We start from the raw sequence: 26136 nt of genomic DNA, 5'->3' as shown, positions 1-26136 counted from the left end.
CGGGATGTGACGCACTTTGAGGCCGGGAACGTCAATCAGCGCTGATCTTGACGCTTTTTTGGACTGCCGCGCCGCTGGTTTCTGCCAAGCTTAAGGAACTATGTCGCATGCAGATCACAAGATTGATTCCCACACCGTTGACTTCAAGGTGGACCCGGTGGTCCTGGAGCTCGGTCAGCGGTTCGTGGATGCCGGCCACGAGCTGTCCCTTGTGGGTGGGCCGGTGCGCGACCTTTTCCTTGGCCGGGTTTCGCCCGACCTCGACTTCACCACGGATGCCACGCCGGACCAGACGGTGGCGCTGATCAAGAAGTGGGCGGACAACTTCTGGGAGATCGGGCGTGCGTTCGGCACGATCGGCATGCGCAAGGGCGGCTTCCAGATCGAGATCACCACCTACAGGGCCGAGGCCTACGATCCCGACTCCCGCAAGCCCGTGGTGGCGTTTGGTTCCTCCCTCACCGACGACCTGCTGCGGCGCGACTTCACCATCAATGCCATGGCGTTGAAACTGCCTTCCCTGGAACTGGTGGATCCGTTCGGCGGGGTGCGGGACCTGCATGCCTCCCTGCTGGCCACTCCCGGGGCGCCGGAGGCCTCCTTCTCCGATGACCCGTTGAGGATGATGCGGGCGGCCCGCTTCGCCGCGCAGCTGGGGGTTTCAGTCCGCGACGACGTCCGCGAGGCCATGACCCACATGGCTGACCGGATCAAGATCATTTCCGCGGAGCGGGTGCGGGATGAACTGGTCAAACTGATCTGCGGTGCCCGGCCTCGCGTGGGCGTGGACCTCCTGGTGGACACGGGGCTGGCCGAGTATGTGCTGCCCGAGGTCTCCGCCCTCCGGCTCGAAGCCGATGAGCACCACCGGCACAAGGATGTCTACCAGCACTCCCTCCAGGTGTTGGAGCAGGCAGCGGAGCTTGAAACGGACGCCGAAGGCCCTGTGCCGGGCCCGGACTTCGTGCTGCGCTTCGCGGCGTTGATGCACGACGTCGGCAAGCCGGCGACGCGCCGGTTCGAACCGGGCGGGGCGGTGAGCTTCCGCCACCACGACATGGTGGGTGCCAAGCTCACCTCCAAACGGATGAAGGCGCTGCGCTTCGACAATGACACCACCAAGGCCGTTGCACGGCTGGTGGAACTCCACATGCGCTTCTATGGCTACGGCGATGCCGGCTGGAGCGACTCGGCTGTCCGGCGGTACGTCACCGACGCAGGCCCGCTGCTGGAACGGCTGCACCGGCTTACCCGGTCCGACGTCACCACCAGAAACCAGCGCAAGGCCGACCGGCTGTCCTTCGCTTACGACGACCTTGAGTCCCGCATTGCGGCGCTCCGGGAACAGGAATCCCTGGACGCAGTACGCCCGGACCTGGACGGAGCCCGGATCATGGAGCTGCTGGGCCTCAAACCGGGCCCCGTGGTGGGCCGCGCCTACAAGTTCCTCCTTAATGAGCGGATGGAACACGGACCGTTGCCCGCGGACGAGGCCGAGGCGCGCCTGCTCCGCTGGTGGGCCGAACAGCCTGAATCAGCACCTGCCGGGACCGAGCCCGGAACCCCTCCCGCCGACGTCGAACCTTCACCCGCTGAGGAGTCCAAATGACCAATCCCGCCTTCGCTCCGCGCCCCCAGCTGTGGATCCTCCGCCATGGTGAAACCGAATGGTCCAAGAGCGGGCAGTACACGGGCCTCACAGACCTCCCCCTGACAGTGGAAGGCGAACAGCAGGCCGTGGAGGCACGCAAGGTCCTGGACGGCGTCGACTTCGACCTGGTGCTCACCTCGCCGCTGCGGCGTGCACGGCGCACTGCCGAGCTCGCCGGTTTCCCGGATGCCCGGCACGAACCGCTCGCGGTGGAGTGGAACTACGGGGACTACGAAGGCATCAGCTCGGACCTGATCCGCAAGGACAATCCCGACTACCTGATCTGGACCCACGGCGTTCCCAACGGTGAAACCCTAGATGAGGTGGCCGCGAGGGCGGACAAGATCATCGGCCGGATCCTGGAATCCGGGATGGACAATGTGCTGATCGTGGCGCACGGTCATTTCTCCCGGATCCTTACCGCGCGCTGGCTGGAATTGCCGCCCATGGAAGGCCGCCACTTTATCCTCGGCACTGCCAAAGTGTGCACCCTGGGCTGGGATAAGAAGACGCCCGCTATTGTGCGCTGGGGCCTGTGAATCGCCTTTAGATAAAAACTTTTCCGTATTTCCCGGGAATTGCTGGCCTTTCGCGGATTCCTGGGGTAGCTTTATTCCTGACCACGCGGCAATCTGCCCGGGTCCAAGACCGCATTGCACACCACGCAGCGGACAGCAGAAAAGGAGGTTGGGAAAATGATGACTTTGACTGGCGAATGGAACACCCCCATCAATGCATTCCCGGCCTTTGCTGGTGCTGCGCGCGTGGCTACGGTAGGCACCGGGTGGCGGTCTGCCGCCCTCCCCGGTTCTCCACGGCGCCGCTAGCCGGAACCATGTTCCCCGGGACTCCGCCCTCTCAGGGCCAGTCCCCGGGATAACGGCCGGTACGCCGCACCTCCTGCGCTGACTCCCCGGAGCAGCACCTGCCCGAGCCCACGCTTCGCTGACGCCTGAAACCGCGTCCGCGCAAGCGAGAGTTCAAGCTCCGCGCCAGGTGCTTGCTGTCCGGCATTGCCGGCGTCCCCCGGAATTGTGTTCTTTTACGCAATTTCAACATATTTCCGCCATGGAATTCACGCGCCTTCTTTCCGCGCTTTTACGCGCCGAAAAGCGGCGCTAATTCGTCATGCACTTTTGTGACTCATTAAACGAAAGGAGGTGCCTTCCTTGATGCGAAAAATCCTGGGACTCCTGTCCCTCGCCCTGCAGCGACGCAGCTCATTCAACAGTGACCTGCTGGAGCAGCATCGAAACGAAGTTTTCGTGCTCATGCACCAGCAGCTCGGCGGCTTGCGCTGACTGCCGGCCCCCGCGCTTTGCGCAGGGGCCGGCTGTAAGCTCGACTCCATGCACGAGACCCAGCCGCCGGAGGGTGGACGACGGCCCCGAATCGTGGTGCCAAGCCGCAGCGATAAACTGCTCCGGAATTTTACGGAGGTGATCGGCGGGCCGCTCGGGACCAAGGCGGATCCCGGCGTTGCCTCCCCCGGGATCTACACCGTGCAGCGTGTGCTGGTGGTCCTGACGGCACTGGCCGCCCTGACGGGCATCCTGCTTAAGGGCTACTGCCGGGTCAACGGCTGGGAGACACCAACCCAGTTCTACGCCACGTGCTACTCGGACTTTCCGGAGCTGTTCCGGAACCGCGGCATGGCACAAGGGGTCTTCCCCATCCTCGGCAGCGGCAGCCAGTTTGAATACCCGGTGCTCATCGGCCTAATTGCGGGGCTGACGGCCTGGCTGGTTCCCGGAGGAGACGCCAACGCCAGGGCCTTGGCCTACTTCGACATCAATGCCGTGCTGCTGGCGGCCGTGGCCATGGTCACTGTCCTGGCAATTGCCCGCATGCCCGGCCGCCGTCCCTGGGATGCCGCCATGGTGGCGGTCGCCCCGGGGATTATCCTTGCCGGAACCATCAACTGGGATCTCTGGGCAGCCTGCCTGCTGGCTGTGGGCATGTACTTTTTCGCCAAGAACCGCCCCGTGCCAGCCGGCATCCTGATCGGGCTGGCCACGGCAACCAAGCTTTACCCGCTGCTGGTCCTCGGGGCCATCCTGCTGCTTGCCATGCGCACCGGCCGGTGGCGGCCGTTGCTGGTGACCGCCGGAAGTGCCGCCGCCACCTGGCTGGTGGTCAACCTGCCGTTCGCAGCGGCCAACCCGTCCGGCTGGGTCTATTTTTTCCAATACAGCGCGGACCGTGGCGCCGGGTACAGTTCCCCGTGGTTCGCCTACAACCTGGTGGCCGGCAGGCTGGGCTGGTCCGGGCTGGCACCGGACGGAGTCAGCGCACTTTCAGCCGGACTGTTCGTCCTGTTGTGCGCCGCCATAGCAGCCGTTGCGCTGACCGCTCCCCGCCGCCCCCGCCTGGCGCAGCTCGCTTTCCTGATCGTCGCGGCCTTCATCCTCACCAGCAAGGTCTACTCACCCCAGTACGTCGTGTGGCTGATCCCGCTGCTTGCCCTCGCCAGGCCGCGGTGGCGCGACTTCCTGGTCTGGCAGGGGATCGAAGCCCTGCACTGGGCCGCGATCTGGATGTACCTTGGACAGGTGACCAGCTCCGGTTCGTCCCAACACAACCTGGACATGCCGTACTACGTCCTCGCTGTCGCCGCTCACATGGCCGCGGTGGCCTACCTCATGGCGCGCATCGTGTGGGATATCTACGACCCCGCCTATGACCCCATCCGCCGCCACCACGTTGATGATCCGCACGGCGGGCCCTTCACCAACGCGCCCGACTGGTTCCGGCTGGATCCCGCCCGGCACTCGGAATCGGTGATCCCGTGGAAAGCAGGGGCCCGTGCCTGATGTCGCGGTAGTAGGCTCCGGTCCCAACGGACTCTCTGCAGCGGCCGTCATGGCAAGGGCAGGGCTGTCGGTGGAAGTCTTCGAGGCAGCCCAGACCATCGGCGGTGGCACGCGCACCACCGAACTCATGCAGGCCGGACACTTCCACGACGTCTGCTCCGCGGTGCATCCCATGGCGTTGGCATCCCCGTTCTTCCGTGCCTTCGAACTGACCCGGAGGGTGGACCTGATAACGCCCGAGGTGTCTTTCGGTTCCCCGCTGGACGGCGGCCGGGCTGCCTTGGCCTATACCTCGCTGGAGCGGACTGCGACGGAACTGGGCCGGGACGGCGCTGCGTACCGCCGGCTCATGGAACCGCTGGTCCGGCATATTGGCGACATCATGGATTTCACCCAAAACCAGCTCCTGCGGATCCCCCGCAACCCGGTGATGGCGGCCGTCTACGGACTGCGGACGCTGGAACAGGGAACCGGATTGTGGAACGCACGGTTCCGGGAAGATCTTGCACCCGCCCTCCTGAGCGGGGTTGCCGCCCACGCCATCTCGCATTTACCGTCCCTGGCGGCGTCCGGGGCCGGCCTGATGCTCGGTGCCCTGGGACATGCGGACGGTTGGCCCATCCCCCGCGGCGGTTCCGCCTCCATCGCGGCAGCCCTCGCCGACGATATCCGCGCCCACGGCGGCGTCATCCACACCGGCACCCCCATCGACCGGCTGGAACAACTGCCGGCAACCCGGGCCACCCTGCTGGATGTGGCACCCCGCGGCCTGCTGGACATGGCAGGCGATGCGCTGCCGGGCCACTATCGAAGAGCCCTCGAGGCGTTCCGGTACGGAAACGGCTCCTGCAAGGTGGACTTCATCCTGTCCGGTCCGGTGCCGTGGCAGGCCGGCGGACTTGCCGACGCCGGCACGGTCCACGTGAGCGGGACCAGGGCCGAGCTGGCGGCTTCGGAGAACGAGGTCAGCGCCGGCCGGCATCCCGGGCGGCCGTATGTCCTGGTGGCCCAGCCCTCCCGGTTCGACCCCGGACGGGCGCCGGACGGGCGGCACACACTGTGGACCTACTGCCACGTCCCCGCAGGTTCCACGCGGGACATGACCGGCGAGGTGATGGCGCAGCTGGAACGGTTTGCCCCGGGATTTCGAGACCTCGTGGTGGACTCGCACGCTATCACGGCGGCGCAGCTGGCGCAGTACAACCGCAACTACATTGGCGGCGACTTCAGCGCCGGAGTCATGGACGTACGCGGCCTGGTCCAAAAGCCCGTGGTGTCTCCCGTCCCGTGGCGGACCCCGCTGCTGGGCGTCTATCTCTGCTCATCGTCAACGCCGCCGGGCCCGGGCGTCACGGGAATGCCCGGGATGCACGCGGCAACGTACGCCCTGAAGGACATCTTCAGGCTGCCGCTTCCGGACCTTTCCCTCGGCTAGGTCCCGACGGCCGGCGGCCCTGCCACAACCGCCTGGCCTGCGACGGCACGGCGCAGCACGGTGCCGGGGCGGGGGATAATGGCCACATGGGGAAATCAACAAAACTTTCGCTTGCCGTAGCTGCGCTCGTCCTGGGTACCTCCCTGGTGGCCTGCGACGACGGAAAGAGCGGGGCTGAAGCCGCCGCCCGGCAATTGGCCGGCGCGGTCTCAACGCTGGACGTTGGCTCGGTGGCCTTTGACGGCAAGGACGCCGCCGCGGCCAACGACCAGCTGCACCAGGTCTTCGCTGCCCTGGATCCGCAGAAGCCCGAGGTCCAGGCAGGCGGACTCACCCTCGACGGCGATAAAGCATCCGCGCCGCTGAGCTACACCTGGAAGTTCGGCGACGCCGAATGGAAGTACACCAGCTCGGCGAACTTCAAGAAGTCAGGGGACAAGTGGCTGACGGTGTGGGACCCCGCCCTCCTGGCACCCGGCCTGACGGACAGCGAGATTGTTACCAAGGGCTCCCAGTCCCCCCAGCGGGCCGACATCCTTGGTGCCGGCGACGTGCCGCTGGTCACCTACCGTCCCGTGGTGAATGTCGGCATCGACAAGCCGCAACTGGGCGCCGCAGACCCCTCCGAGTCCGCCGGGAAACTGGCCGCGCTGGTGGGAGTGGACCCGGCCGCGTATGTGCAGCAGGTCAAGGCTGCCGGGGCACAGGCTTTTGTCCCCGCCATCACGCTGCGTGAAGAAGGCAGGAACATCTCGGATCAACAGATCCAGGCCATCCCCGGCGCGCGCGGTATCCCCGCGTCCATGCCGCTGGCTCCCAGCAGGACGTTTGCCCGCGCCGTGCTCGGATCGGTCGGCGAAGCCACGGCAGAACAGATCGATGCATCCAACGGTGCCCTGGACGCCGGGGATGTCACGGGCATCGGCGGGCTCCAGCAGCAGTACGACGCACAGCTCCGCGGATCAGACGCCGTGGTCATCCGGGCGCAGCGGGCCGACCTGACGCGCGAACAGATCCAGTCCGCCGGCACCGACCCCAGGCGCGTCCTTTTCGAGGTGGCACCCAAGCCCGGCACTCCGCTGAAGACCACCCTCGATCCGCGCCTCCAGACCCTGGCTGAGTCCACCCTGGAGGGTGTGGGCCCGGCGTCGGCCATCGTGGCACTCCGGCCCTCCACCGGGGCCGTGCTTGCCGCGGCCTCCGGCCCTGGCAGCAACGGCTACAACACGGCCATGCTGGGCCAGTACGCCCCGGGCTCGATCTTCAAGATGGTGGATTCCCTGGCCATGTTCCGGAACGGCATGAATCCGGACTCCACCGTCCAGTGCACCCCAACCCTCACGGTGGACGGGCGCACCTTCAAGAACTCCGAGGGCTACCCCACCACCTCCCTGGGCGCGGTAACCCTCCGGGATGCCTTTGCGCACTCCTGCAACACCGCCTTCATTTCCCAGCGCGACTCGGTATCCCAAAGCCAACTCGAAGCCGCCGCCACCTCCATGGGCGTCGCGGTCGAAGCGCCGAAACTCGGGGCGGAAGCGTTCTTGGGTTCGGTGCCGGGGCAGGCCCAGGGCACCGAACACGCGGCCTCCATGATTGGCCAGGGCAAGGTTTTGCTCTCCCCCCTGGCCGCCGCGATCATGGCCGGCTCTGTTGCCAAGGGCGCCCCCGTTTCGGCGCAGCTGGTCCTCAACCCTGACGCCGCTGCCCCCGCTGCGGGAACCACCCCGGGGTCCACCGCTCCGGCGGCCGAACCAACTGCCACGGCCACGGCCGAAGCACCGTCCACGGCATCGGACAAACCGATCACGGCAGCGGAGGCGGCATCGCTGGCTGACATGATGCGCGCGGTGGTCACCTCCGGCCACGCGGGGTTCCTCGCCAGCGTCCCCGGGGCTCCCGTGGGTGCGAAAACGGGGACCGCCGAATTCGGCACCGAAAATCCGCCCAAGACGCACGCGTGGATCGTGGCCGTCCACGGCGACCTGGCAGTGGCAGTGTTCGTGGAGGACGGCGGCCTGGGTGCCACCACCTCGGGTCCGCTGCTGAAGCAGTTCCTCACCGCCGCCGGCTAGGTTCCGCCGTGGGAGGATTGACGGCGTGGCCCATATTGACGTTTCCGGCATCGACTACTTCCTCTCCGACGGCACCCAGCTCCTGAACGGAGTGACCTTCAAGGTCCCGGACGGTACCAAGACCGCCTTGATCGGGCCCAACGGCACAGGAAAAACCACACTGTTCCGGATCATCGCCGGAGACCTGGTCCCGGACGAGGGCGTCATCGGGCGGTCCGGGAACATGGGCATCATGCGCCAGTTCGTGGGGCAGGTCCGAGACGGTTCAACAGTCCGGGACCTGCTGGTGTCCGCTGCTCCCCCGGCTTTGGCGGCCGCTGCCCGCGAGGTGGATGATGCCGAGCTGGCCATGATGGAGCACGACGACGAGCCCACCCAGATGCGGTACGCCCAGGCCATCGTGGACTGGGGCGACGCCGGCGGTTACGACGTCGAGACGGTGTGGGACGAAGTCTGCATGGCCGCTCTGGGACTGCCGTTTGACCGCGCACAGCACCGCCCGGCGTCCACCCTTTCCGGCGGCGAGCAGAAGCGCCTGGTGCTGGAAGCACTGTTCGCAGGCCCTGACGACCTCCTCCTCCTGGACGAACCGGACAACTATCTCGACGTTCCGGGCAAGCGATGGCTGGAGGAAAAGCTCAACGAGTCGAAGAAGACGGTCTTCTTCATCAGCCACGACCGCGAACTCCTGAACAACGCTGCCGGGAGGATTGTCACCCTCGAGCCCGGGATCAACGGGGCCGCAGCCTGGATCCACGGCGGCGGGTTCGGATCTTACGTGGAGGCCCGCGCGGACCGGAACGCGCGCTTCGAGGAATTGCGAAAGCGCTGGGACGAGGAGCACATCAAGCTCAAGGAACTCGTCAACATGTACAAGAACAAGGCGGCCTTCCGCTCTGACATGGCCAACCGGTACCACGCCGCCCAGACCCGGCTGGCCAAGTTCCTCGAAGTGGGGCCGCCGGAGACGCTGCCGATCGAACAGAACGTCCAGATGCGGCTCAAGGGCGGCCGCACCGCCAAGCGCGCCATCGTTGCCGAACGGTTGGAACTGACCGGCCTGATGAAGCCCTTCTCCACCGAGGTCTGGTTCGGCGACCGGGTCGGCGTACTGGGCTCCAACGGCTCCGGCAAGAGCCACTTCCTGCGGCTGCTCGCCACCGGTGGCACCGACCCCGAACGGGAACACCTGCCGGTTTCCGACGTGGAAATCGCCGAGGTCCCGCACGAAGGGACCGTCAAGCTCGGTGCGCGGATCCGGCCCGGATTCTTTGCCCAGACCCATGTCCGGCCGGATCTCCTGGGCAAGACGCTCCTGGAAATCCTGCATCGCGGCGACGAACACCGTTCGGGGCTGGGCCGGGAGGCGGCCGCCGGCGCCCTGGATGGCTACGGCCTGGCGGGACAGTCCGAGCAAAAATACGAGTCGCTGTCCGGCGGCCAGCAGGCGCGTTTCCAGATCCTGCTCCTGCAGCTCAGCGGAGCCACCCTGCTGCTGTTGGACGAGCCAACGGACAACCTGGACCTCCACTCCGCCGAGGCGCTGGAGCGGGCCATTGACCACTTTGAGGGCACAGTCCTTGCCGTCACCCATGACCGCTGGTTCGCTCGTACGTTCGACCGGTTCCTGGTATTCGGATCGGACGGGAAGGTCTACGAATCAGCGGAGCCGGTCTGGGACGAACAACGGGTGGAACGCGCCCGCTGAGGAGCCACTGAGCAGACTTATGAGCAAATGATCATAAATTGATAGCATTTGATCATGAAGACGGATGAGCGGCACAGAACCATTGCCGAAATCCTCCGGCGGCAGGCCGAGGCGAGCGTCGAAGAGCTGATGCTGGCCTGCGACGCTTCCGGGGCCACGATCCGACGCGACCTTGAGGCGCTGGCAGGCAACGGCGTCCTCCGGCGGATCCACGGCGGAGCCAAGAGCCTGATCGGGCAAGGGCAGCACCCCGGTTACGGGCTCCGGGAGCTGGAGGACCGGGACGCCAAGAGGCGCATCGCCGCCGCTGTCGCCACGCTGCTGCTGGAACGCGAACACGTCTGGCTGGACAGCGGGAGCACGGCAACCGAGGTGGCCCGTGCCGTGACCGGCCGGGAACTGACCCTGATGCCGATGTCCCTGCCGGGACTCAATGCGGCCGCCGGCGGGGACACTGCCGCAGGCTCCAGGCCTGCACTGTTGCTGCCAGGAGGGAGCCTGGTGCCCGGTGAGCTATGTTTCCGCGGGCCACTCGCGGAGTCCAACATCAGGTCGCTGCGTTTTGATACCGCCGTGCTCACCCCCTGTGCCGTTGACTTCACTGATGGCCTCCTGGCCCACGACCTGGACGATGCCGCGGTCAAGAGGGCCGGCCTGGACGCGTCGGCGCGGGTGGTGGTTGCCGCATCGGCGGCTAAATGGCAGGCGCACGCGAGGGTCCTCATCGGCGGCCTGGACCGGGTTGACGTGATTGTCACCGACCGGAAATTCAGTGGCCAGGAACAAGCCCAACTCGACCAATACTCTGTGGAAGTAGTGAACGTATGAGCATCAACGCCGGCACCGAACAGCATGCTGGACTGAAAGCGGCGGCCGCGGCCACGTTCGTGGTCTTTGGCATTAATGGGCTCGTGTTCGCCAGCTGGGCAGCACGGATCCCCGCCGTCACGCAGACGCTGCACATCACCTCCGGCCAAATGGGCACCCTGCTGCTGTGCACGGCCGTAGGGTCGCTTCTGGCACTCCCCACGGCGGGCATGGTGGTGGGCCGGATCGGAACAGCCAACACCGTCCGCTTCGCCGGCCTGCTTGCTGCCGCCGCGGGCATCGGCATCGCCACGGCGCTGTCAGCCACCTCCATACCCGGAACCGCGGTCTCGCTGTTCTTCTTCGGAATCGGCATCGGCCTGTGGGATGTTGCGCAAAACATCGAAGGCGCCGACGTGGAACACAAACTCCGCCGGACTGTCATGCCGCAATTCCACGCGGCCTTCAGCGGCGGCGCGTTCGTGGGCGCACTGGTGGGCGCCGGCCTGTCCAGCCTGGGCGTGGACCTTCCCCTGCACCTGATGGTCATTGCCGGTGTGGTGGTGCTGGTGGCCCTGACCGCGCCGCGCTTCTTCCTCCCCCACATTTCCACCGCAGCCGCGCCCGGGGAACCCAAAGCCGCCAAGGGTCCCTCGGCATGGCGGGACAGCAGGACGTTGCTGATCGGCGTCGTGGTCCTGGGAGCCACCCTCACCGAGGGGGCCGGCAACGATTGGATCGCCAAAGCCTCCGTGGACGGCCTGGCCACTTCTGAGTCCACGGGCGCACTCATGTTTGCCCTCTTCGTCCTTGCCATGACGGCCATGCGCTTCCTCGGCGGCCGAGTGATCGACAAGTACGGCCGGGTGGCCGTGCTGCGGGCCAGCATGGCCGCCGCAGCCGCCGGGCTGGGCCTCTTCGTCCTGGCGCCGAATATCTGGCTGGCCGGTGTCGGTGCGGCTCTTTGGGGCGTCGGTGCAGCGTTGGCCTTCCCAATGGGGATGTCCGCAGCCTCCGACGACCCCAGGCATTCGGCAGCACGTGTATCCGTTGTATCCACTTTGGGTTATATATCGTTCCTGGCCGGACCGCCGCTGCTCGGCTACCTCGGCGACCTCACGGGCATCCACACCGCGCTGCTGGCGATCATGGCACCGATCCTCGTCGCACTGCTGCTGGCCGGTGCCGCCAGGCCCCTGCGGCTCGAAGGCACCAAAGAGCCCTGACGGGATACTGCCGCCGCGCAGGAGGACGCGGAGCGGGATGCGAAAGCGCCCTGGGTTTAGGGTGATCACATGGAAAGCACGAGGCACCGCCGCCGGAGTTTGCCCAGCCGCATCGACAGATACCTTCTCCAGCATGTTTCGAACCTGCCCGGCGGCAGCTACGACGTGTTCTTCAGACGGCTCTCGGCCTCAGCGAACCAAGGGAAGCTCTGGCTCGGAATCGCAGCCGTCCTGGCCTTGTTCCCCGGCAAGACCCGGCGGGCCGCCGTCCACGGACTGATCGCCCAAGGCGTCGCCTCTGCCGTTACAAACCTGGTGTTCAAGACCCTGCTCCCCCGGAACCGGCCGCAGCCGGAACACCTCCCGGTGTTTCGCTTTGTCCATCCCCAGCCCCGGAGCTCGTCCATGCCTTCGGGCCATTCAGCGTCCGCCGTCGCCTTTGCGGTGGGCGCCGGCCTGGTCCAGCCCGCGATTGGGGCGGCCTTGGCTCCCGCGGCCCTCGGCGTGGCCTATTCGAGGGTCCATACCGGCGCGCACTGGCCGTCGGACGTGATTTTCGGCTCGGTACTTGGTGCAGGCGCCGCCGTGCTCACCCGGCACTGGTGGCCGGTCCGGCCACCCATTCCGCAGACAACCCGGACCTGGGCCGAAGCGCCCGGGCTGCCCGATGGCGAAGGCCTCAGCATCGTGGTCAACACGTTGGGAGGGTCCTTCAAGGAGGAAACTGCCTCCGCCCTCAAAGAAGTATTCCCGAAGGCTTATATAAATACCGTGCAGCCCGACGAGGACCTGGTGCAGGAGATCAACGCGACCGCGGACGTCCCTGGGACCGGGGCCCTGGGTGTCTGGGGCGGCGACGGAACCGTCGGTGCTGCGGCCGCTGCCGCCGTCGCCCGTTCCCTCCCCCTGCTGGTACTGCCCGGTGGAACCCTGAACCATTTCGCGCGGGACGCAGGGACCGGAAACCTCAAGGATGCAGTGGAAGCGGCCACCAGGGGTGAGGCCGCACTGGCGGACATCGGCCTGGTGACCGCGGAGCGTGGCCTCGCGGGCAGTCCCGAGGTGTCCGAACTGGTCATGCTTAACACGTCCAGTGTGGGCCTCTATCCCAATCTCGTGCGTCGCCGGGAGCACCTGCAACCCGCGCTCGGAAAGCCGCTGGCCGGCGTCGTGGCCATGTTCCGCACGTTCGCCGCTGGAACCCCCATCACCCTGTCCGTCGACGGCATCCGGCACAAGGTGTGGATTGCCTACCTTGGACGGGGCCGCTACTACCCACGGGACCACGCGCCGCTGATCCGTCCCGTCATGGACGACGGCGTACTGGACGTCAGGCTGATCACTGCCGACGAGTCCTTCGCCCGCGTGCGGCTGCTCTGGGCCGTCCTGACCGGCACGGTGGCAAGTTCCCGGATCACGCACCTGCGCGAGGCCTCGACGGTCACCATCGATGCAGGCGGCGCACCCATGGCCCTTGCCGTGGACGGTGAAGCACTCGCCGGAGTGCGCCGGGTCGCCTACACCGTGCGGCGCAAAGCGTTGACGTACTACTCTCCACGCCCCTGAGCAGGGATGGCGTTGTTCCGGAGCAACCCTGATTCTCCCCTGAATCATCCCTGAGTACGGCGAAAAGCGGTGATGGCCCCGTTAGCGTAGGGAGTGAACTCCCACAGAACGCCATCCGCAGCCGCGCGCTGCCGTCAAAAGGAATATTCATGATCGAGGCAAACGGGCTGACAAAGGTCTACGGGGCGAAGACCGCCGTAGCCGGCGTCAGCTTCACCGTCAGGGCAGGGCAAGTCACAGGATTCCTGGGCCCCAACGGGGCAGGAAAGTCCACCACGATGCGAATGATCATGGGACTGGACCGGCCGACGTCGGGCTCAGTCACCGTGAACGGCCTCCCCTACGTCAAGCACACGGCTCCGTTGCGCCAGGTGGGTGCCCTGCTGGACGCGAAAGCGGTCCACACCAGCCGCAGCGCCTACAACCACCTGCTGGCCATGGCAGCCACGCACGGGATTCCCAAATCCCGGGTGCACGAAGTGATCGAGATGACCGGCCTTGATGCGGTGGCGCGAAAGAAAGCCGGCGGCTTCTCGCTGGGCATGGGCCAGCGGCTGGGCATCGCTGCGGCGTTGCTCGGTGACCCGCAGACCCTGATCCTCGACGAACCCGTCAACGGGCTGGACCCGGAAGGCGTGGTCTGGGTGCGAAACCTGGTCCGCTACCTCGCCGGGCAGGGACGGACGGTGTTCCTCTCCAGCCACCTCATGAGCGAGATGGCCCAGACCGCCGACCACCTCATCGTCATCGGCCGCGGCCGGGTGATCGCCGATGCTCCCATCCGCGACATCATCACCGGCAAGGGCCACGCCCGCGTCCGCGTCCGCACCGACCAGCCGGACCGGCTGCAGCAGCTGCTGGCCGGCCGCGGCGCCTCGATCGAGGTCGCGGAACGGGAGCTGCTCGAAGTGACCGGCCTCGAACCACGGGCGATCGCTGCGGCAGCCCTGGAAAACCAGGTCATGGTCTATGAACTCACTCCCCTGACGGCCAGCCTCGAGGAAGCGTACATGGAACTGACCAAGGACGACGTCGAATACCACTCCCTGCCCGCTGCGGAGGTAAGCAAATAATGAGCGCCATGACCACAGAATCAACGGCTTCGCCCGAACCGGCATCATCGCCCGCTGGCCACAGCCACGGCCACGGAAGGTCCCTCCCGGGCCCCACGTTCGTCCGGGTGCTCAACTCGGAAGTCATCAAGTTCCGGAGCCTGCTCTCAACGTTGATCCTGCTCGCCGCCACAGCGGTTGTGATGGTGGGCTTCGGTGCGCTGTCCGCATGGGGCACGGGCCAGTTTGCCAACGCGGCATCGCGGGATCCTCAGGCGGCCGTGCGGGCAGCCTCGCAAGGCGGGGATCTCGCCATCAGCGTGCCCACCTCGGGGATCGCCTTCGCCCAGCTGATCCTTGGGTCCCTGGGTGTGCTCCTGATGAGCTCTGAGTTCACCACCGGCATGGCACGGTCCACGTTCGCGGCGGTGCCCAAGAGGCTGCCTGCGTTCACGGCCAAACTGGTGGTGGTCATGGTTGTCTCCTTCGCGGTGACGGCTCTCTCCACCTGGGTGGCCGGACTGGTGGCGGTTCCCATCCTGGACAACTACGGACTGAAGCTGGACCTGTCCAGTTCCGAATCCGTGAAACTGCTGCTGGTCAACAGCATCTACGTGGCAGCCGTAGCCGCGATCGGCATGGCCCTGGGCACGCTGCTCCGGAACTCGGCCGGCGGCATCATGAGCCTGGTGGGCATCTTCTTCGTGGCGCCCATCGCTTTCCAGCTCATTCCAGGGGACTTCTTCAAGGAGGCCAGGAAGTACCTGCCCGGCAACACGGTTGAGCCCCTGACTGCCGCCCAGCACGTGCCGGACACCCTCGAAACATGGCAGGCGGCCCTGGTCCTGGGCGCCTGGGTGGTGATCCCCGTGCTGATCGCAGCCGTCCTGCTGAAGCGCCGGGACGTCTAGGAGGATTGACCTGCGCCGGCCGCCCGAGCGTGGCCGGCGCGTGGTTTCCGGCACATTACAAAAGTGCCTGGTGGGAAACATTATTTGCCTACGGTGGTTCCGCCTTGGAGTGCTGTCCTGTTGGGCGCAACCAGATCTGTTGGAGTGCACAAAGCAAGGCGCATAATGGCGGACCTAGGGTGAAACGACGATGTGGTGCACCACACGGCCTCCCGGTGGTGCATCAACGAACGTCGCACAACCTCTGCAATTTCCCAACAGGACGGCACTTCCATGCATGCTGACCAGCAACTCTCAAAGTCCCTGAAACCCAGGCACCTGTCCATGATCGCCATTGCCGGCGTCATCGGTGCAGGGCTCTTCGTCGGCTCGGGGGCCGCGATCCAGCAGGCCGGCCCGGGCATTCTTGTCGCGTACGCAGCCGCCGGCCTCGTGGTCATCCTGGTGATGCGCATGCTGGGTGAGATGGCCGCCGCCAACCCGGAAACGGGTTCCTTCTCGACCTATGCGGACAAGGCCCTGGGCCGCTGGGCAGGGTTCAGCATCGGCTGGCTCTACGCCTGGTTCTGGATCATCGTCCTAGGCATCGAGGCCACCGCCGGTGCGGCCATCATGCACCGGTGGGTGCCGGGCATCGACCAGTGGGTCTGGGCCCTGGCCCTGATGATCCTGCTGACCCTGACCAACCTCGGCTCGGTGAAGTCCTACGGTGAGTTCGAATTCTGGTTCGCCTCCATTAAAGTCGCCGCCATCGTCCTCTTCCTGGTCTTCGGCGCCGCCGCCATCCTGGGCCTGATCCCCGGCGTGCCGGCTCCCGGCCTGAGCAACCTTCTCGACAACGGAGGGTTCATGCCGAACGGGCCCGGCGCAGTCCTGGCCGGCATCCTCGTGGTGGTCTTCTCCTTCTTCGGCGCCGAGATCGCCACCATCGCCGCCGGCGAATCCGAGAACCCCGTGGACGCCGTCAAGAAGGCCGTGAAGTCCACCGTCTGGCGCATCCTGGTGTTCTACATCGGCTCCATCGCCGTGGTGGTCACCCTGCTGCCCTGGAACTCGGCCTCCGTCGCCAAGAGCCCCTACGTTGCGGTCATCGAACTGTTCGGCATCCCCGGTGCCGGTACCATCATGGACGTCGTGGTCCTGACCTCCGTCCTGTCCTGCCTCAACTCAGGGCTCTACACCGCAAGCCGCATGCTGTTCTCGCTCTCCACCCGCGGGGACGCCCCACGCTCCTGGACGAGGATCTCCCGGCGCGGCGTCCCCGCCGCCGCCGTGCTTGCCTCCACGGTGGTCGGCTTCATCACGGTAGGCCTGAACTACATCGCACCGGACACCGTATTCCTGTTCCTGGTCAATACCTCCGGTGCCATCGCCCTGTTCGTCTGGCTGGTCATCTCCGTGTCCCAGCTGATCCTCCGCCGCCGGATGGGTGCCGCCGCCCAGGACCTGCAGCTGAAAATGTGGCTGTTCCCCTACCTCACGTGGGCAGCCATCGTCAGCATCGTGGCCCTGCTTATCGGCATGGTGATCGTGGAATCAACCCGCGAATCACTGCTGCTCTCCATCGCGTTGGCCGTGGTGGTGGTTGCCGTGGGCGTGCTGCGCTACCGGCGCAAGGACGCGGCCAACGCGGCAGAACCTGCCGTGGCACCCGAGGTCGCCGCACCGGTGGAGTAGGCCGCACTAGACTCGGGACCATGCCTTTGACTTCCTCTGCCGCAGACCACATCCAGGACCTTGGCGCCTACGTCAGCGCATCGCCGTCGAGCTTTCACGCCGCCCACGAGGGCGGCCGGCGGCTGGAGGAAGCCGGCTTCCTCCGCCTGGACGAGCTGCAGCCGTGGGAAGGCGGGCCCGGCTCCTTCTTCATGATCCGCGACGGCGCCCTAATCGCCTGGGTGGTTCCCGAAGGGGCCGGACCCGCCACCGGCTTCAATATCCTTGGCGCGCACACCGACTCGCCGTCCTTCAAACTCAAGCCAAAGCCCACCACCGGCGCCCACGGCTGGCTGCAGGCCGGAGTGGAAATCTACGGCGGGCCGCTGCTCAACTCCTGGCTGGACCGGGAGCTCCGGCTCGCCGGCCGGCTGGTGATGCTCGACGGCACCCAACACCTGGCCGCCACCGGACCGCTGCTCCGCTTTCCGCAGCTGGCCATCCACCTGGACCGTGCCGTGAATGACGGGCTTACCCTGGACAAACAGCGCCATATGAACCCGGTGTGGGGGCTGGGAAACCCCACCGATGCGGACCTGTTGAGCGTCCTCGCCGCGTCCGTTGATGGCGCCTCCGTTGATCCGGCCGGCATTGGCGGGTACGACGTCGTCATTGCGGACACGCAGGCGCCTGCGGTTTTCGGGGGCAAGGGGGAGTTCTTCGCATCCGGGCGGCTGGACAACCTTTCGGCCACGCACGCCGGGCTGGCTGCCTTGGCCGCGCATGCCGCGTCCGGCACGGCCGGCGGACCCATTGCCGTGCTCGCAGCGTTCGACCACGAGGAAATCGGCTCCAACTCCCGCTCCGGTGCCTGCGGACCCATCCTTGAAGACGTGCTGGTGCGCATCTCCGACGGCCTGGGTGCGACGGTGAGCCAACGGCGACAGGCCCTTGCGGCGTCGTTCTGCCTGTCAGCCGACGCCGGGCATGCGGTCCACCCCAACTACGCCGAGCGGCACGACCCCGCCAACCACCCCGTGCTCAACGGGGGACCGCTCCTGAAGATCAACGCCAACCAGCGCTACGCCACTGATGCGTTTGGCGCGGCCTTCTGGGCCAGGCTTTGCGGCGAAGCGGGCGTGCCGTACCAGGAATTCGTCTCCAACAACATGGTGCCCTGCGGTTCCACCATCGGACCCCTCACGGCCACAAGGCTGGGCATCCGGACCGTGGACGTGGGCGTGCCATTGCTGTCCATGCATTCAGCACGGGAACTGTGCGGAGTGGAGGATCCCCGCCGCCTCGCCGCCGTCTCGGAGCTGTTCTTCCGGACTGCGGCCTAGCCAGGCAGTTTGTGGCACCACAAAGGTTCGTGCGGGTACCCACATAGGTAGCCTGCCGGACTCCGGATAGAGGGTTCCCCCGGCCTACGGTGGGGAAACACGGATGCCGTTGGGTGTCCGGCCCACGGTTCCGGGCCGGACACCAGGTCCTCGCAGTCCTGCCAACGATGGCATCCGTCGACCACTGACAGATGCGACAGGTGCCGTGCCGGGTGACCGGTGCGAGGCTGAAACGGGGAGTGCAGACCCCTTTCCAGCCGACGTGCTCCTGCGCTGTGACCATGGAGCCGGAATGACATCTGCACTTGGACGCCTGCCCCGCCGCATCCACAAACTGGGGATGGCCGGGTTGGTGGCACCGCGGGGAACATCGGCCCCCGGAGGCCCATTGAAGCGGGCTGTCACGCTGGGTGGCGTGAGGGTTGACCTGATGAGCCGTGAGGACGCCCTGGCCGCCATCATGGCACGAGCCGCGGGTTCGCCCGAAACCCCCTTGGGGGTGCTCTCCGCGAACCTGGACCATGTCAACCACTTCGGGACCGGCAGCCGCTGGGAAGGAACGCTGGAGATCCCGCAGCTGGAGTGGCTGACGTTGCTGGACGGCGCGCCCCTGGTGGCCAAGGCGGCCGAACTCACCGGCCAACGCTGGTCCCGCCTCGCCGGAAGTGACATGATCGGCCACATCCTCGATGACGCCGCCGCACAAGGACGGACCGTCGGTTTCCTGGGCGGGAGCCCGGAAGCCCAGCAGTTGGTTGCCACGCGGCTCGGGGCAGAGCGCCCCACCCTGCGCGTGGCCGGCTGGTGGGCGCCGCCCCGCCAGATGCTGGGCGATGCAACCGCGGTCACGGAACTGTGTGCAGACATCCGTGCCGCCGGAGTGGACATCCTGGTGGTCTGTTTGGGTAAACCACGGCAGGAACTCTGGATCGGGGAGTACGGGGCGCAGACCGGGGCGAAGGTCTTGCTGGCGTTCGGGGCCGTCATCGATTTCCTCGCCGGCCACATACGCCGCGCGCCGGAGCAGGTCAGCACCATGGGCCTTGAATGGGCATGGCGGCTGGCCCTGGAGCCGCGACGCCTTGCCAAGCGGTACGTCGTGGAGGGGCCCGAGGCCTACCTGAAGCTCCGCCGGTACAGTGCCAACGTCGCGCCCGGGGAAGGTGCCGGCAGTGCCCCCCGATCCGCTTCCGGTCCCACCGGAAGGGCCGGCGCCACGGCAGGCGGCTTCACCCCAACCGACCAGCACGCCGATGTTGCCGCGCTGGTGGTGACCTACAACAATGGCGCGGACGTCTGCGGGTTGCTGGAGACCCTCCGGCTGCAGACCCGGGAACAGTCCATCAAGGTGGTGGTTGCGGACAACTCGCCGAACCCGGAGACGCTTTCCTGCCTGCAGGAGTTTCCGGCCGTGGCCGCCTTCCCCACGGGCGGGAACCTCGGGTACGCGGGCGGCATCAATGCGGCCTACGCGAAAGCGGGAAGTGCGGATTCATACCTGGTCCTCAACCCGGACCTCAGGCTCTGCCCCGGCGCGGTGATGGCCCTGCGGAAATCCATGGCGGCCACCGGTGCGGGCGTGGTGGTTCCCTTGTTGCGTGACGACGACGGAAGCGTCTACCCCTCGTTGCGCAGGGAACCGAGCATCTCGCGCGCACTGGGCGACGCCTTCCTCGGAAGCAGGTTCCAAGGACGCCCCGGATGGCTGACCGAAATGGACTTCGACGCCGAAAGCTACGCCCACCCGCACAAGGTGGACTGGGCCACCGGTGCCGCGCTGCTGATCCGCTCCGACATCGCCAGGCAGGTTGGCGGCTGGGACGAGTCCTACTTCCTGTACTCGGAAGAGACCGACTACCTGCACCGTGTCCGCCAGCTCAAGGCCGACGTCTGGTTCGAGCCCCTTGCGGCCATGGTCCATTCCCGTGGTGCGTCCGGGAGCTCGCCGTCCCTGGATGCCCTCATGGGGGCGAACCGGATCCGCTATGTCCGGAAATTCCATCACGGAAGCTACGCACGCATCTTCCGTGCCGCCGTCGTACTTTCTGCCCTGCTGCGGGCGCCGCTGCCCGCCCACCGGGGAATCCTGGGACTGGTCGCCAAGGAGTCACGATGGGCCGACCTGCCGCACGCCGTCGCCTACCCGGGTGCCCCCGGGCAGGAAGGGGACTTTCCCTCCGGCACGGTCATCATTCCAGCACACAACGAGGCCCCGGTCCTCGGGCGGACGCTGGCCGCACTCACCGCACCCATCGCGAGCGGGAACGTGGACGTGGTGGTTGCCTGCAACGGTTGCACCGACGGAACTGAAGCCGTGGCTGGTTCCGTGCCGGGCATCCGTGTTGTCTCCGTGGACACCGCGTCCAAGACCGCTGCCCTCAACGCCGGCGACCAGGCCGCCTGCGGGTGGCCGAGGCTGTACGTTGACGCCGATATCGAGGTGCCGCCGGCCGCGCTGCGTGCCACCCTGCAGACACTGTCCGACGACGACGGTCCCCTTTGCGCCCGCCCCGCCTTCACCTATGACACGGCGGGCGCCTCCTGGCCGGTCCGCGCCTACTACCGGGCGCGCAATCGGCTTCCGCAGGCATCGGCGTCGATGTGGGGTGCCGGCGTTTACGGCCTGAGCCGCAAAGGGCACGAACGGCTCGGTGAATTTCCGCCCGTCACGGCCGACGACTGTTACATCGACCGACTGTTCGACGCCTCAGAAAAAGCAGTCGTCGCCTGCCCGCCGGTCACAGTCCGCACGCCGCGGACCGGAAAGGCCCTGCTCGCCACCCTTAAGCGCGTGTATCGCGGTAACAACGAACTCCGCGACATCCCGGGCGCCCGGGCGGGACGCACGGCCAGGCAACTGGCGCATTCAATCAAGGGTCCCGGCTCCGCTGTGGACGCCGCAGTCTATGCCGCCTTCGCCCTTGCAGGCCGTGCGGCCCGCCGCCGAAAAAACCCCGCCTGGGAGCGGGATGACAGCAGCCGCAATTATGAATTGCATTCTTGGGGAGTGGGTTGGGGATAAATTCCCTGAATAACACGCCGAACTAATCTCCGCATTCCTCAACAGCCGCCTATTCCTTGATCCGGGTAGTGCAGGCACCTGGCGCTATTCACGTCTCGAAATGGAGTTAAAGTGTTTGCGAAATCAAATCCCGTTGAAAACAGGCTGCGCGCGGCAGCAAGTTTTTCCGTATTGTTCCTTATCGCCACGATGCTGTCTTTCAGTTCCACTCTTTACCAGGCGCCGGCGGCCCACGCCGATGCCTGCACGCCCCCCGTTGCCAGCGCCGTCGCCTGTGAAAACTCACTGCCTGGCACCCCGTCCTCGGACTGGGAGGTTTCCGGATCGGGCGACTCGTCCATCCAGGGCTTCGGAACGGCGATGAGCGTCAACCTGGGCGAATCCATCAGCTTCAAGATCAAGACCACCGCCAGCGCCTACCACATCGACATTCTTCGCTTCGGCTACTACCAGGGGGACGGGGCCCGCAAGATTGCTGCCAGCATTCCGCTGACGGCCAAGCTGCCACAGGCCCAGCCCGCCTGCCTGACCCAGTCCGGGACGGGCCTGGTGGACTGCGGAAACTGGGGAGTATCCGCGTCGTGGACAGTCCCGGCGTCCGCAGTCTCCGGTGTGTACTTCGCCCACCTGATCCGCAACGACACCGGCGGAGACAGCATGATTCCGTTCGTCGTCCGCAACGACGCAGGAAAGAGCGGCATCGTGGTCCAGACGTCCGACACGACGTGGCAGGCCTACAACACCTACGGGGGCAACAGCCTCTACCAATGCACTGTGGCATGTCCCACCGGCAATCCGCAGGCCTACAAGTCAGCGTTCAAGGTGTCCTACAACAGGCCGTTCCTTTCCACGGGCGACCAGGGCCACAGCTGGCTCATGGACACCGAATACCCGATGATCCGCTTCCTGGAAGCGAACGGCTACGACGTCAGCTACATCAGCGGCCTGGACACTGCGACGCGCGGCACCCTGCTGCTCAACCACAAAATGTTCATGTCCTCCGGACACGATGAGTACTGGAGCGGGACACAGCGCAGCAATGTGGAAGCCGCCCGGAACGCAGGCGTCAACCTGGCCTTCTTCAGCGGCAACGAGGCGTTCTGGCGCACCCGCTGGGAGGCCTCGATCGATGGCAGCCAGACCTCCGGGCGCACACTCGTTTCGTACAAGGACACCCACTACAACACGCCCGTAGACCCCGTGGAATGGACCGGCACCTGGCGCGACCCGCGCTTCGGCACGTCCACCGGTGGCGGAAACCCGGAGAACTCGCTGACCGGCCAGTTCTTCCTGGTCAATTCCGGCTCCGCGGACATCAAGGTCCCCGCGCAGTACGCGGGCATGCGGCTGTGGCGCAACACTGCGGCTGCCAAACTGACGGGAACCCAATCGCTCACGCTCGGGAGCGGCCTGGACACCCTCGGTTACGAATGGGACATCGACGCCGACAACGGATTCCGGCCTGCCGGTGCATTCAAATTGTCCTCAACCACTGTTTCGGTGCCTGAGGCATTCACGGACTACGGCAGCACCACTGCTGCCTCCAGCCAAACACACAACCTGATCATGTACCGCGCGCCCAGCGGCGCACTTGTCTTTGGCGCCGGCACCGTCCAATGGGCCTACGGCCTGGACAACTTCACCATTCCCACAAGCACCCCCGATAAGAACATGCAGCAGGCAACCGTCAACCTGTTTGCCGACATGGGTGTCCAGCCGGCCACCCTGATGACGGGGCTGGTAGCGGCGGCAAAGTCCACCGACACCACCGCCCCTGTTTCGACTATCACATCCGGGCTCAACGGCCAGACCCTTGCCGACGGCTCCAGCGTCACCATCTCGGGAACGGCCACCGACGCCGGCGGGGTAGTGGCCGGCGTCGAAGTATCCACCGACGGTGGAACCACCTGGCACCCGGCCACCGGGACCACCAGCTGGTCCTACACCTGGACAGTGCACGGCAGCCCGACAGTGACCGTGAAGACCCGCGCCACTGACGACTCGGGGAACACCGAGGTGCCAGGGTCCGGGGCTGCGGTCAACGTTTCCTGCCCGTGCTCCATCTTCGGGTCCAGCATGATCCCCGACATGCCCGATTCCGGCGACGGCGGAAGCGTGGAAGTCGGAATGAAGTTCACCGCCCAGGCGGCAGGAACGGTCACCGGCGTCTCTTTCTACAAGTCAAGCCTGAACAAGGGCACTCACGTCGGCAGTTTGTGGACATCGGGCGGTACCCGGCTGGCCACAGCAACCTTCACCGGTGAGACGGCAACCGGCTGGCAAACGGTCAACTTCGCCACACCCGTGGCCATCACCGCAAACACCACCTATGTGGTCTCCTACTTCGCTCCCCAAGGGCATTATGCGCAGGCGGCTGGCTTCATGTATCCCAACCCGTCGCCCATGCCGGCCGGACACTCGTCCCTTGACAGCGGCGTGCTGCACGGGCTGAGGAACACCCCCAGCTCTGGCAACGGCGTCTATACCTACGGGGCCAGCAGCGTCTTTCCCCAGTCCTCCTACAACGCCGAGAACTATTGGGTGGACGTCAAGTTCGTTCCGTCGGCTTCAGTGCCGCCGACGGTTTCTTCGACCGACCCGGCCAATGCGGCCACCAACGTCGCAATCACCAAGGCGCCGTCGGCCACCTTCAACCAGGCCGTAACAGCAGGCAGCATCACCTTCACGCTGAAGAAGCCTGACAACACGGCAGTGGCCGGCAACGCCGCCTACAGCTCGGGCACCGTCACCTTCACCCCCTCCGCCGCGCTGGCGTACAACACCACGTACACGGCGACCGTCAGCGGCGCCACCAATGCGGCCGGGCAGGCTATGGCGAGCCCCTACACCTGGACGTTCACAACCGGGGCACCACCTCCCGCTCCGGCGGTCAGCAGCACATCACCGGCAAACCAGGCCACGGGCGTACCCGTCTCCGTGACCCCGTCAGCGACCTTCAACCAGGCAGTGGTGCCCACCTCGGTGGTCTTCAGCGTGCTGGATCCGTCCCTGAACTCGGTGCCCGGAACGACCAGCTACAGCTCCGCGACCAACACCTCCACCTTTGCGCCCGGCAGCCCGCTGGCGTACAACACCACCTACACGGCTACGGTCAGTGGTGCCACGAACAGTTCCGGCCAAGCGATGGCAAGTCCGTACTCGTGGACCTTTACCACCGCCACAGCACCTGTCCCGCCCGCGGTGGCGTCAACGCTGCCGGCAGACAAGGCGACGGCGATTGGCGTCAATACGGCACCAAGCGCCACGTTCAACCAGGTGGTTTCCGCCAACAGCATTACCTTCACCCTCCAGGCCGGAACCACCAGCGTGACGGGTACCAGCAGCTACTCGGGGACCACCGTGACGTTCACGCCGGGCTCAGCCCTGGCCTACAACACCACCTACACGGCGACCGTCAGCGGGGCGACGAATGCGGCGGGACAGGCAATGACCGCGCCCTACAGTTGGACCTTCACCACGGTGGCCCAACCTACGGCCAATTGCCCCTGCAGTGTGTTTGCCGCGAACGCCCTGCCCGGGACCATTGACCAGCCGGACGGATCGTCGGTGGAACTCGGGATGAAATTCCGCTCGGATATTGCCGGGAACGTCACCGGCGTCCGCTTCTACAAGAGTTCCGCAAACACCGGGACGCACACCGGAAAGCTCTGGACCAGCGGAGGGCAGTTGCTGGCCAGTGTGACCTTCACCGGAGAGTCGGCGTCCGGCTGGCAGCAGGCAAACTTCTCCACACCCGTGGCCATCCAGGCGAACACGACGTACATCGTTTCGTATTACGCACCCAACGGGCACTATTCGGCGGACGGAGCCTTCTTCACCAAGGGCGTGGACAACTATCCGCTTCACGGCCTGGCCAGCGGGGTGGATGGACTCAACGGCGTGTACCGTTACGGCACCTCCGCGTTCCCCTCCAGCAGCTACAACAACGCCAACTACTGGGTCGATGTGGTGCTGAACGGGTCGGCGTCGGTCAGCGTGCCCACAGTGTCATCCACATCACCGGCTGCCGGTGCCACCAACGTGGCCACCACCACCACGGTGAAGGCGACATACGACAGGGCAGTTGACCCCAGCACCGTGGTTTTCAACGTCAAGGACGCTGCGAACGCCAACGTGCCGGGGACCCTCAGCTATGACACGCTGACCAACACCTCGGTGTTCACCCCCGCGGCTGCGCTGGCCTACAGCATGACATTCACGGCTACGGTATCGGGTGCCAAGGGAAGCAACGGACAGGCCATGGCGTCGCCCTACACCTGGTCGTTCACCACGGCTCCGCAGCCAACGGCCGGCTGCCCGTGCAGCGTCTTCGCTCCCACCGCGGTTCCATCCACGGTCACCGCCCAGGACAACTCATCGGTGGAACTGGGCATGAAGTTCACCGCTGACACCAACGCCACCGTCACGGCGGTCCGTTTCTACAAGGGAGCGCAGAACACCGGTACGCACGTTGGCAAGCTCTGGACCTCAGGAGGCCAACTGCTGGGCTCGGTCACGTTCACCAATGAGGGCGCATCGGGATGGCAGCGGGCAACGTTCGCGACGCCGATTCCGATCAGCGCCAACACGGTCTACGTGGTGTCGTACCTGGCGCCCAATGGTTACTACTCGGCAGACGGCGCGTTCTTTGCCGGCAAGTCGGCGGACAGCGGCGTCCTCCACGGTTTGGCTGACGGCACCAGCGGTCCCAACGGTGTCTACGCCTACGGCGCCGGGGGGTTCCCGAGCAACACCTGGAACGCCACCAACTACTGGGTGGATGTGGAAGTCACCACCCCCTAGCAGGCGGGGACAACCGGCGGGGCAGCCACAGGGGCCCGCGACGCAATCCAGCGTCGCGGGCCCAACCC

Annotated in this window: 16 protein-coding genes; all 16 read left to right on the top strand. The window is 66.2% G+C overall.

Annotated features, from left to right (window positions below; all coding sequences use genetic code 11):
* The first annotated feature begins 100 nt into the window (after nucleotides 1-100).
* The 16 genes from QRM95_RS03745 (at nucleotide 101) to QRM95_RS03670 (ending at nucleotide 26068) form a co-directional block, all read left to right on the top strand.
* The gene (locus QRM95_RS03745; RefSeq protein ID WP_285246515.1) at nucleotides 101-1609 is read left to right on the top strand and encodes a CCA tRNA nucleotidyltransferase; all 1509 of its coding nucleotides are present in this window, start codon (nucleotides 101-103) and stop codon (nucleotides 1607-1609) included.
* A complete protein-coding gene (locus QRM95_RS03740) occupies nucleotides 1606-2190 on the top strand; it encodes a histidine phosphatase family protein (RefSeq protein ID WP_285246514.1) in 585 nt (194 codons plus the stop codon). Before QRM95_RS03745 ends, QRM95_RS03740 begins: the two co-directional genes overlap by 4 nt.
* 630 nt (nucleotides 2191-2820) lie before the next feature.
* Complete coding sequence (locus tag QRM95_RS03735) at nucleotides 2821-2952, top strand: hypothetical protein (protein WP_285246513.1); 132 nt, start codon at nucleotides 2821-2823, stop codon at nucleotides 2950-2952.
* Nucleotides 2953-3000: 48 nt separating this feature from the next.
* Nucleotides 3001-4464, top strand: a complete 1464-nt coding sequence (locus QRM95_RS03730; RefSeq protein ID WP_285246512.1) for a glycosyltransferase family 87 protein — start codon at nucleotides 3001-3003, stop codon at nucleotides 4462-4464.
* On the top strand, nucleotides 4457-5899 hold the full coding sequence (locus QRM95_RS03725; RefSeq protein WP_285246511.1) for a phytoene desaturase family protein: 1443 nt from the start codon (nucleotides 4457-4459) through the stop codon (nucleotides 5897-5899). The genes QRM95_RS03730 and QRM95_RS03725 overlap by 8 nt, the downstream gene beginning before the upstream one ends.
* Nucleotides 5900-5985: 86 nt before the next feature.
* Nucleotides 5986-7974: a penicillin-binding transpeptidase domain-containing protein gene (locus QRM95_RS03720; RefSeq protein ID WP_285246510.1), complete on the top strand. Its 1989-nt coding sequence runs from the start codon at nucleotides 5986-5988 to the stop codon at nucleotides 7972-7974.
* A 25-nt stretch (nucleotides 7975-7999) separates the two neighbouring features.
* On the top strand, nucleotides 8000-9682 hold the full coding sequence (locus tag QRM95_RS03715) for an ATP-binding cassette domain-containing protein (protein WP_285246509.1): 1683 nt from the start codon (nucleotides 8000-8002) through the stop codon (nucleotides 9680-9682).
* Between the two features lie 54 nt (nucleotides 9683-9736).
* Entirely contained in the window at nucleotides 9737-10510 is a 774-nt protein-coding gene (locus tag QRM95_RS03710) for a DeoR/GlpR family DNA-binding transcription regulator (RefSeq protein WP_285246508.1), read from the top strand.
* A complete protein-coding gene (locus QRM95_RS03705) occupies nucleotides 10507-11715 on the top strand; it encodes an MFS transporter (protein ID WP_285246507.1) in 1209 nt (402 codons plus the stop codon). The genes QRM95_RS03710 and QRM95_RS03705 overlap by 4 nt, the downstream gene beginning before the upstream one ends.
* A 69-nt stretch (nucleotides 11716-11784) precedes the next feature.
* Entirely contained in the window at nucleotides 11785-13281 is a 1497-nt protein-coding gene (locus tag QRM95_RS03700) for a bifunctional phosphatase PAP2/diacylglycerol kinase family protein (protein WP_285246506.1), read from the top strand.
* A 149-nt stretch (nucleotides 13282-13430) separates the two neighbouring features.
* Nucleotides 13431-14354 (top strand): ABC transporter ATP-binding protein, encoded by a 924-nt coding sequence (locus QRM95_RS03695; protein ID WP_285246505.1) that lies wholly within the window; start codon nucleotides 13431-13433, stop codon nucleotides 14352-14354.
* Nucleotides 14354-15244 carry an ABC transporter permease gene (locus QRM95_RS03690; RefSeq protein WP_502934927.1) on the top strand — a complete coding sequence of 297 codons (891 nt, stop codon included), beginning with the start codon at nucleotides 14354-14356 and terminating at the stop codon, nucleotides 15242-15244. Before QRM95_RS03695 ends, QRM95_RS03690 begins: the two co-directional genes overlap by 1 nt.
* 273 nt (nucleotides 15245-15517) lie before the next feature.
* Nucleotides 15518-16921 carry an amino acid permease gene (locus QRM95_RS03685; protein WP_285246503.1) on the top strand — a complete coding sequence of 468 codons (1404 nt, stop codon included), beginning with the start codon at nucleotides 15518-15520 and terminating at the stop codon, nucleotides 16919-16921.
* A 20-nt stretch (nucleotides 16922-16941) separates the two neighbouring features.
* The gene (locus tag QRM95_RS03680) at nucleotides 16942-18243 is read left to right on the top strand and encodes a M18 family aminopeptidase (protein ID WP_285246502.1); all 1302 of its coding nucleotides are present in this window, start codon (nucleotides 16942-16944) and stop codon (nucleotides 18241-18243) included.
* A gap of 292 nt (nucleotides 18244-18535) precedes the next feature.
* Nucleotides 18536-21265, top strand: a complete 2730-nt coding sequence (locus tag QRM95_RS03675; protein WP_285246501.1) for a WecB/TagA/CpsF family glycosyltransferase — start codon at nucleotides 18536-18538, stop codon at nucleotides 21263-21265.
* Between the two features lie 189 nt (nucleotides 21266-21454).
* Complete coding sequence (locus QRM95_RS03670; RefSeq protein WP_285246500.1) at nucleotides 21455-26068, top strand: DUF4082 domain-containing protein; 4614 nt, start codon at nucleotides 21455-21457, stop codon at nucleotides 26066-26068.
* Nucleotides 26069-26136 lie beyond the last annotated feature (68 nt).

This window comes from Pseudarthrobacter sp. efr-133-R2A-89 (assembly GCF_030209315.1).
Classification (GTDB): Bacteria; Actinomycetota; Actinomycetes; order Actinomycetales; family Micrococcaceae; genus Arthrobacter.
The sequence above is the reverse complement of the archived record's forward strand: the minus strand, read 5'-3'. Positions and strand labels throughout refer to the sequence as shown.